We start from the raw sequence: 8,320 nt of genomic DNA on the forward strand, positions 1-8,320 counted from the left end.
CACGAACACCACGCGAGCGCCCTGCGGCAGGAGGGGCAGCGCGGTCTCCAGCGTGCGCACCTGGGCGTCGCGGTTGAGCGTCAGGGCGTAGTCTTCGGCCACGTTGGACTCCATGCCCCCGGATGCGTTCAGGACGAGGATGTCCAGGGACCCGAAAGCGCGTGCGACCTCGTCGAACATGGCGGCGACCGAGTCCGCGTCGGTCAGGTCCGCCCCGACGACGAGGACCCGCACGCCCAGCTCTCGCAGTTCCGTGGCGAGCTTCTCGGCCCGCGGGGCCTTGTTTCGGAAGTTGATCACGACATCCGCTCCGGCCTGCGCGAGGTATCGCGCCGTGTCGGCGCCGATCCCCCGCGAGGAACCGGTGACGAGGGCGGTCTTTCCGGTCAGGGAACCGGCGGGGAGGGGCTGGGACATGGACTTCGCTCCTGAGGTCGTGACGGGCGCGCGCGTGCGCGCGAGCCGCTCATGACCCTATCAACGGGTCTCATCCGATTCCGGGCGCGCGACGACGGCCCGGCCCCCGGTGTGCGTTGCTAGAGTTCGAGCAAGGGGAAGGAGGCGGGTCGATGATGCCCGATCTGACGCAGTATCTCTGGATCGTCTGGCTCGTGCTCGCACTGCTGTTCGTGATCGTCGAGCTGCTGACGCTGGAGTTCACCTTCCTGATGCTCGCTGCCGGCGCTCTGATCGGTGGGCTGGGCGTCAATCTCCTCGGCGGACCCTGGTGGCTGCAGGTGGGCGCGGCCGCGGCGATCTCCGCGCTCCTGCTGTTCACGATCAGACCCTTGCTGCTGCGCGCGCTGCGCCGCTCCTCGGGCGACGTCAAGACGAACGTCGATGCGCTCTACGGCATCGACGGCCGTGTGGTCGCGGCCTTCGTCGAGGGTGACGGAAGCGTGAAACTCGACAACGGGGAGACCTGGACCGCACGAGCAGCCTCCGGCATCCTCGACGCCGACCTCGAGCTCGGCACTCGGGTGACCGTCTACGCGGTGCGGGGCGCGACGGTCGAGGTCCGGCCCACCCACGTTCATCGCGAGAAAGAAGCTGACCATGGTTGACATCGGCTCGTTCATCGGACAGATCTTCGTCATCGTCCTGCTGCTGGTCGTCGCGATCTTCGTGGTCGTGGTGATCTTCCGCTCCATCCGCATCATCCCGCAGGCGTACGCCGGCATCGTCGAGCGGCTCGGCCGCTACCAGCGCACGCTGAGCCCCGGTCTCAACCTGCTGGTGCCGTTCATCGACCGCCTCCGACCCTTGGTCGACATGCGCGAGCAGGTCGTCTCCTTCCCGCCGCAACCGGTCATCACCGAGGACAACCTCGTCGTCTCGATCGACACGGTCGTCTACTTCCAGGTCACGGATGCGCGCGCCGCGACGTACGAGATCGCGAACTACCTCAGCGCTGTCGAGCAACTCACCACGACGACGCTCCGCAACGTGGTCGGCGGGCTGAACCTCGAGGAGGCCCTGACGAGCCGCGACAACATCAACGGCCAGCTGCGGGTCGTCCTCGACGAGGCGACCGGCAAGTGGGGGCTGCGCGTCTCCCGAGTCGAGCTGAAGGCCATCGACCCGCCGGTGTCGATCCAGGACTCGATGGAGAAGCAGATGCGCGCGGAGCGGGACCGTCGCGCGGCGATCCTGACCGCCGAGGGCTCGAAGCAGTCTCAGATCCTCGAGGCGGAGGGCCGTCGGCAGTCCGAGATCCTCCGCGCCGAGGGCGACAAGCAGGCGGCCGTGCTGCGAGCCCAGGGCGAGGCCGAGGCCATCGAGATGGTCTTCGACGCCATCCACGCCGGTGAACCCGACGACAAGCTCCTCGCCTACCAGTACCTGCAGACCCTCCCCAAGATCGCCGACAGTGCATCGAGCAAGCTGTGGGTCATCCCGAGCGAGATGACCGAGGCACTGAAGGGCATCGGCGCCGCCTTCGGCGGTCGCTCCGACGACACCCCTCGCCGTGAGCCGGGCTCGAAGCCGAAGCCGACCGGGCCGACCCGCGCCGCCGCCGACGCGGCGCTCGCCGCCGCCCGCGAGGCGGCGTCCGCCGCCGATGACATCGCCACGGAAGCGCGCAAGACCACACCCGGTGCCGCCGGCGGCGGAGCGGGTGAGGCACGCTAGACCCCGTGCACCCCTGGTTCGCCGCTTCCGCACCCCCTCGCGTTCTGGCCCATCGTGGCCTGGTCACCGCGACAGACGCCGCGGACGGGATCGTTGAGAACTCGTTCGCCGCCGTCACGTCCGCGCACGCCGCCGGAGCTGCCTACGTCGAGTCGGATTGCCATCTCACCTCCGACGGCGAGGTCGTGCTCTTCCACGACGTCGATCTGCGCCGCGTCACCGGCGACCCCCGCCCGATCGCACATGTCACCCTGCAGGAGCTCGACGACCTGATGTCCTCCCGGGGCGGCCTGGTCACCCTGCGCCAAGCACTGGAGACGTTTCCGGGTCTCCGCTTCAACATCGATGTGAAGGCGGCGGCTGCCGCCGTTCCGGCGGGACGCATCATCGCCGCGCACGCGGAGCGCGTGCTGCTGACGAGCTTCGACGACGACAGGCGTCATAGGGCGCTGCGCGCCGCGACCGTCGGGTCGGCCCGCCCCGCGACATCGGCGGGGTCGAGGACGGTGGCGCGCTTCCTCGCCGCCGCTTCCCTACGTTCGATCACCATGGCGCGCAGAGCACTGGTGGGCGTCGATGCGCTTCAGGTGCCGGAGAGGCAGGGTCCGATGCGCATCGTCTCACCGCGCAGGGTCGAGCTCGCGCACGCACTCGGCGTCGAGGTCCATGTGTGGACGGTCAACGATGCCGCGCGCATGTCGACGCTCTTGGACTGGGGTGTCGACGGCATCGTCACCGACGTCGCCGACGTCGCCCTCGACGTGGTTGCGACGCGGTCGTCGACGCCGCCACGCGCGGGCGGCTGACGGCGCTGTGCATCGACTGTGAATGGCGTCTTCGCGGCGTCCGTTCGGATGATTCCCACAGGTCGTCGCGTTATACCTGATGACCGACGAGAGGACCACCCCCTATGGCAGACCGCAGTCTGCGCGGCATCCGACTCGGCGCCCAGAGCCTACAAAGCGAAGAGGGCGTCGTTTTCCACGACCGCGCGCAGCACACTTACTCGTGTTCGTCCTGTGGGCGAGACACGGTGATGACCTTCGCCGCCGACGCGGAGGTCCCGGAGGCTTGGGAGTGCCGCACCTGCGGCGCCGAGGCTCTTCTGCGAATCGGTGAGGGCACGGCCACGGTGGACCACAGCGGCGACAAGGCCGCCCGCACCCACTGGGACATGCTGCTCGAGCGTCGCACGATTCCGGAGCTGGAAGAGCTCCTGGAGGAGCGCTTGACCTACATCCGCGAACGACGCGGTGCGGCCGCCTCCACCGACAAGCTCAGCGCCTGAATCCCACTTCATCGACCGGCGCCGGCTCCCTCGGGAGTCGGCGCCGTCGTCGTTCGCACGGGGGAACGACGGGAGAGCACCGTCACGACCACCCCGAGAGCGGTGATCACCGCGAGGCTCCCCCACCCCAGGATGGCCTGAACGGCCGGGCCGACCACGACCGCGCCGGTGAGGCCGGTGCGCAGCGGCACGTCGAGCACCATCGCGCCGGCGGTGTCCGTCGGCAACGACTCCAGGGTGACGCCCGAGGGATCGATGATCTGGCTGGTGCCCACCGTCGACAGATTGACCACCGCACGTCCGGTCTCGATCGCGCGCATGCGTGCGAAGGCGAGCTGCTGCAGGTTCTCATCGGTGTCACGGAAGTCGGCGTTGTTCGTCTGCAGCACGTAGATCTCCGCGCCGTCGCGGGCGCCCTCCCAGATGACGTCGTCGTAGATCACGTCGAAGCAGATCGCGAGGCCGACACCGATCCCGTCGACATCGAAGTACGGCGGATTGGATCCGGGCGTGTACTCCCGCTGGATCAGACCGATGAGGTCGGGCACGATCGCCTCGTAGAACCAGCGATCGGGCACATACTCCCCCATCGGGACCGGGTTGGCCTTGTCGTGCACCTGCTCCGCACCGTTCTCCGCCGTCCAGAGGATCGACGTGTTGAACACGTCGTCGCCCCGCTCCGTCGCAGCGTTCACGATGAGCGGCGCGTCGGCGCGCTCGCTCAAGCCGTCGAGCGCGGCCGCCGTCGCGGCATCCTGCAGCGGGTCGTATCCGATACCGCCCTCTGGCCACACCAGCACGTCGAGGTCGTCCTCGAGGATCGGCTGGGACGCCTCGATCTGGGCGTTCAGCACCTCATACGGCTCCCGCTCATCGAAGTACGCAGACGGTCCGTTGCCCTGCACGGCACCGACCCGCCACGTGCCGACATCCGTCGTCGGGAACGCCGGCACCGCGACCAGAAGCACCGCGGCGACGGTCGCCGGCACGGCCGAGCGCACATCCCGGAGCCGACCCGCTCGGAGCCACTCGATGACGGCGGCGGTGAACACGACCATGAGGAAGGTCAGCCCGCTGACGCCCACCCAGGAGACGATGTGGGCGAGCGGACTCTCCGACTGGCTCATCCCGAGCCGCCCCCAGGGGAAGCCGGTGTAAGGCCAGGAACCCATGATCTGCTCGCGCAGGGTCCAGATTCCTCCCACCAGCACCGGCAGCCCGACGAGGTTGGCCCACCGTGAGGGCCAGATTCGCGGGAACCAGCGGTACGAGAGCGTCAGCAGAACCGATCCGACCGCGATGAACAGCGTCTCGACACCCGCCAGCGCGAACCAGGGAATCACCCCGAGATAGCGGGTGATCCAGACGATGTGGATGAGGTAGAACGACGCACCGAAGGCGAGGCCGACCAGGAGCGCTCCGCCCACGCTGCGGCCGATGAGGGAGACGAGCGCGAATGCCACTCCCACGAATGCCAGGGGCCACCAACCGATGTCCGGGTAGGCGGCATCAAGGACCGCTCCCCCGACCAGCGAGGTCACGACGGCCGCCCACAGCGGCAAGACGGGCCGGATGGCCGGGGCGAGACTCACGCGTCCACCCTAATCCGGCGCCCCTGCACGACTGCTTCGAGAAGGATCGGCACTCCGGGAGATCACACCGAGCTGTACGCGACGATCCCCCGCCGCACCGACTCGAGAGCACGCCGTGCGGTGCCGGCGAGTTCCGGTGGCGCGACGAGCGAGAGCTGGTCGAGCAGGTCGATCGTCTGCTTCGTCCAGCGGACGAAGTCGCCGGCTGCCATGTCGGCCTCGGCGAGCACGGTGTCCAGAGGCAGTCCGCGCGCCCACCCGTGCATCGCGGCGGACAGGTTCGGCGAGGGCGGTTCGGAACCGGGCAGGCGATGCTCGGTCTCGAGGTCGTCGAGCCGCTGCCACAGATCGGTCGTCTTCTCGAGGGCGATGCGGAATGCCCCGCGCGGCAGGCGCCGATCCCCGTAGCCGCCGTCGTCGCGACGCGGCTCGTAGACCAGCGCACACGCGATCGCCGCGAGCGAGGGAGCGTCGAGCGCGCTCCAGAGCCGCAGCCGAAGGCTCTCCGCGACGAGAAGGTCGCGTTCGCCGTAGATGCGCTTCATCGTGCGGCCGTCGTCGGTGAGCGTCGTCGCCCCGTCGGCGGCGATCTCGACGTAGCCGACCTCATCGAGCACCTCGACGACGCGATCGAAGATCCGCGCCACCGTGCCGGTGCGGGAGTCGATCTGCCCGCGAAGCTTCCGCACGGTGCGATCGAGCTTGTGGTACCGCTCGGCCCAGCGCGCGTGATGCTCGCGATCGGGGCACTCATGACTCGGATGACGCCTCATGCGATTGCGCAGCGACTGGATCTCGCGCTGCCGGGCATCGCGGGTCGACTTTCCCGCGGTGACGTCCTTGCGATTGATCTTCTCGATGTCGCTCAGCTCGCGGCGGATCGCGGCGTACTCGACGAAGTCGCCGCGGTCGCATGCCATGGCATCGGCGTATCCCGCGAGCGACTCCTCGGCATCCTTGACCTGGCGCGCGATGCCGACCACGGCCCGGTCGGCCTGGAATTGCGCGAACGAGGACTCGAGGATCTCGCGCGCCTGCCCGCGACCGAACCGGTCGATCAGGTTCACCGCCATGTTGTACGTGGGCCGGAAGCTGGAGTTCAGCGGGTAGGTGCGGCGCGACGCGAGCGCGGCCACCGCCTGCGGGTCCACGCCCTCGGTCCACTGCACCACCGCGTGTCCTTCGACGTCGATGCCCCGGCGTCCCGCACGCCCGGTCAGCTGCGTGTACTCGCCGGAGGTGATGGCCACCCGCGCCTCGCCGTTGAACTTCTCGAGTTTCTCGAGCACGACCGTCCGGGCGGGCATGTTGATGCCGAGCGCGAGCGTCTCGGTGGCGAAGACCGCCTTGACGAGTTTGCGCTGGAACAGCTCCTCGACGATCTCCTTGAAGGCCGGGAGGAGGCCCGCGTGGTGCGCCGCGACGCCGCGCTCCAGGTTGTCCTTCCACTCCCAGTAGCCGAGCACGCCGAGGTCTTCTTCGACGAGGTTGCGGGTGCGGTCCTCGACGATCTCCCGGATGAGGCTGCGCTCCTCGGGCGAGGTCAGACGCACGCCGGAGCGCCGCACCTGGATGACGGCCTGATCGCACCCGGCCCGGCTGAAGATGAAGAAGATCGCGGGGAGCAGATTCGAGCGTCGGAGAAGCTCAACGACATCCGGCCGATCCAGTCGCTCGATCCGCTGCGGATGCCCGGCTCGCTGGGGCCGCCTGCCGCCCCGGTGCGGTCGGCGGCCGCCACCCCCGTGCCGCCCGCTCTCGTAGCCGCTGCCGCGAGCCGAACGGATGCGCAGCAGCTCCTGGTTCACCTGGGCCGTTGCGACGCCGGCGCGGTCGTCGAACAGCGGCAGAAGGTCTCCGCGTACGAGGACATGCTGCTCGAGAGGGACCGGTCGGGTCTCGGACACGATGATCTCCGTGTCCCCGCGCACCGCATCCAGCCAGTCGCCGAACTCCTCCGCGTTCGACACCGTCGCCGACAGGGCGATCAGTCGCACGGCCGGCGGGAGATGGATGATGACCTCCTCCCACACGGCGCCGCGGAAACGATCGGCGAGGTAGTGGACCTCGTCCATCACGACGAAGCGCAGCCCCTGGAGCGCGGGCGAGTCCGCGTAGAGCATGTTGCGCAGGACCTCGGTGGTCATCACCACGATACGGGCGCTCGCATTGATGTTCGTGTCGCCGGTGAGCAGTCCCACCTCGTCCGGCCCGTACACGTCGACGAGTTCGCGGAACTTCTGATTCGACAGCGCCTTCATCGGCGTCGTGTAGAACGCCTTGTCGCCCGGGGCGGACATCGCCAGGTGGATGCCGAACTCCCCCACGATGGTCTTCCCGGCCCCCGTGGGCGCGGCCACGAGCACGCTGCGGCCCGACTCGAGAGCGTGGCATCCCGCGAGCTGGAAGGGGTCGAGGTCGAAGCGCTGCCGTTCGGCGAACTCGCTCGTACGGGGATGCTCGCGGTGCTCGTTCGCGCGGGCGAACCGCTCGGCGGGCGAGAGAGAGGTCACGACGACGACCCGTCCGCGAGGAACGCCTCTTCGCGCTTCCGTCGACGCCGATCGAACACCAGCGACACCGCGGCGGCGGCGAAGAACAGTACGACCAGGATGCCGGCGAGCAGGATCATCGACACCACGTCGGCGCCTGGCGTCGCGACCGCCGCGAAGATCGTCGCGACGAGCACGGCCACCCGCCAGCCCTTGAGGATGTCGCGCCCGCTGATCACGCCGGCGATGTTGAGGGCGACCAGGAACACCGGGAGGACGAAGGAGACCCCGACGACGATGATCAGCTTCATGACGAAGTCGTAGTAGTACTTCGCGTCGTAGAACGACGAGCCGCCCTCCGGCACGAAGGTCGCCATGATCTCCACGATGTGGGGCATCACCAGCAGACCGGTCCAGCATCCCGCGAAGAACAGCGGGATCGCCGCCGCGACGAACCAGATCGTGTACCGGATCTCCGTGCGGGTCAGACCCGGCATCACGAACGCCCAGATCTGCCAGAGCCAGACCGGTGCCGACAGCACCAGGCCGATGGCGAAGGCCATCCGGATGCGCAGATCGAACGCCGACGTCACCGTGCTGAACATGACGGCGACGTCGATCTCGTCCCCCCGCTCGACGGCGATGTACCGGATGGGCTCCGTGATGAGCCAGATGACGAAATCCGTGATGAAGAAGGCCACCACCATGCCGACGACCAACGCGATCGCCGCGATCATCAGGCGCTTGCGCAGCTCGACGAGATGCTGGCCGAGCGACATCCGCCTCTCACCGCGTCGGGGCTTCGCCGCCTTCGA

General features: G+C 68.7%; 8 protein-coding genes. 4 read left to right on the forward strand and 4 right to left on the reverse strand.

Annotation, left to right across the window (positions count from 1 at the left end; genetic code table 11):
- Positions 1 to 417: SDR family oxidoreductase (locus B4E30_RS15140; RefSeq protein WP_286795996.1), on the reverse strand; the 417-nt coding region annotated here is incomplete at its 3' end.
- Positions 418 to 569: 152 nt separating this feature from the next.
- On the opposite strand from B4E30_RS15140, the gene B4E30_RS15145 reads away from it, so the two are divergent.
- The 4 genes from B4E30_RS15145 (at position 570) to B4E30_RS15160 (ending at position 3,421) form a co-directional block, all read left to right on the forward strand.
- Positions 570 to 1,064, forward strand: a complete 495-nt coding sequence (locus B4E30_RS15145) for an NfeD family protein (protein ID WP_071043533.1) — start codon at positions 570 to 572, stop codon at positions 1,062 to 1,064.
- Positions 1,057 to 2,133, forward strand: a complete 1,077-nt coding sequence (locus B4E30_RS15150) for an SPFH domain-containing protein (RefSeq protein ID WP_071043534.1) — start codon at positions 1,057 to 1,059, stop codon at positions 2,131 to 2,133. Before B4E30_RS15145 ends, B4E30_RS15150 begins: the two co-directional genes overlap by 8 nt.
- 5 nt (positions 2,134 to 2,138) lie before the next feature.
- A complete protein-coding gene (locus tag B4E30_RS15155) occupies positions 2,139 to 2,939 on the forward strand; it encodes a glycerophosphodiester phosphodiesterase family protein (RefSeq protein WP_071043535.1) in 801 nt (266 codons plus the stop codon).
- Positions 2,940 to 3,043: 104 nt separating this feature from the next.
- A complete protein-coding gene (locus B4E30_RS15160) occupies positions 3,044 to 3,421 on the forward strand; it encodes an RNA polymerase-binding protein RbpA (RefSeq protein WP_071043536.1) in 378 nt (125 codons plus the stop codon).
- A gap of 8 nt (positions 3,422 to 3,429) precedes the next feature.
- Here the strand turns inward: B4E30_RS15160 and lnt are convergent, their stop codons facing one another.
- The 3 genes from lnt to tatC form a co-directional block, all read right to left on the reverse strand.
- A complete protein-coding gene (gene lnt, locus B4E30_RS15165; protein WP_286796000.1) occupies positions 3,430 to 5,013 on the reverse strand; it encodes an apolipoprotein N-acyltransferase in 1,584 nt (527 codons plus the stop codon).
- Positions 5,014 to 5,075: 62 nt separating this feature from the next.
- Positions 5,076 to 7,526, reverse strand: a complete 2,451-nt coding sequence (locus tag B4E30_RS15170) for a DEAD/DEAH box helicase (RefSeq protein ID WP_194383161.1) — start codon at positions 7,524 to 7,526, stop codon at positions 5,076 to 5,078.
- On the reverse strand, positions 7,523 to 8,284 hold the full coding sequence (tatC, locus tag B4E30_RS15175; RefSeq protein WP_194385501.1) for a twin-arginine translocase subunit TatC: 762 nt from the start codon (positions 8,282 to 8,284) through the stop codon (positions 7,523 to 7,525). The genes B4E30_RS15170 and tatC overlap by 4 nt, the downstream gene beginning before the upstream one ends.
- Between the last annotated feature and the right edge of the window lie 36 nt (positions 8,285 to 8,320).

The organism is Microbacterium sp. UBA3394 (assembly GCF_002358725.1).
In the GTDB taxonomy this organism is placed as follows: Bacteria; Actinomycetota; Actinomycetes; order Actinomycetales; family Microbacteriaceae; genus Microbacterium; species Microbacterium luteum.

Coding starts and splice junctions, on each gene's coding strand:
- B4E30_RS15160 (WP_071043536.1), top strand. CDS start 3,044: ATGGCAGACCGCAGTCTGCGCGGCATCCGACTCGGCGCCCAGAGCCTA.
- B4E30_RS15150 (WP_071043534.1), top strand. CDS start 1,057: ATGGTTGACATCGGCTCGTTCATCGGACAGATCTTCGTCATCGTCCTG.
- tatC (WP_194385501.1), bottom strand. CDS start 8,284: ATGTCGCTCGGCCAGCATCTCGTCGAGCTGCGCAAGCGCCTGATGATC.
- B4E30_RS15145 (WP_071043533.1), top strand. CDS start 570: ATGATGCCCGATCTGACGCAGTATCTCTGGATCGTCTGGCTCGTGCTC.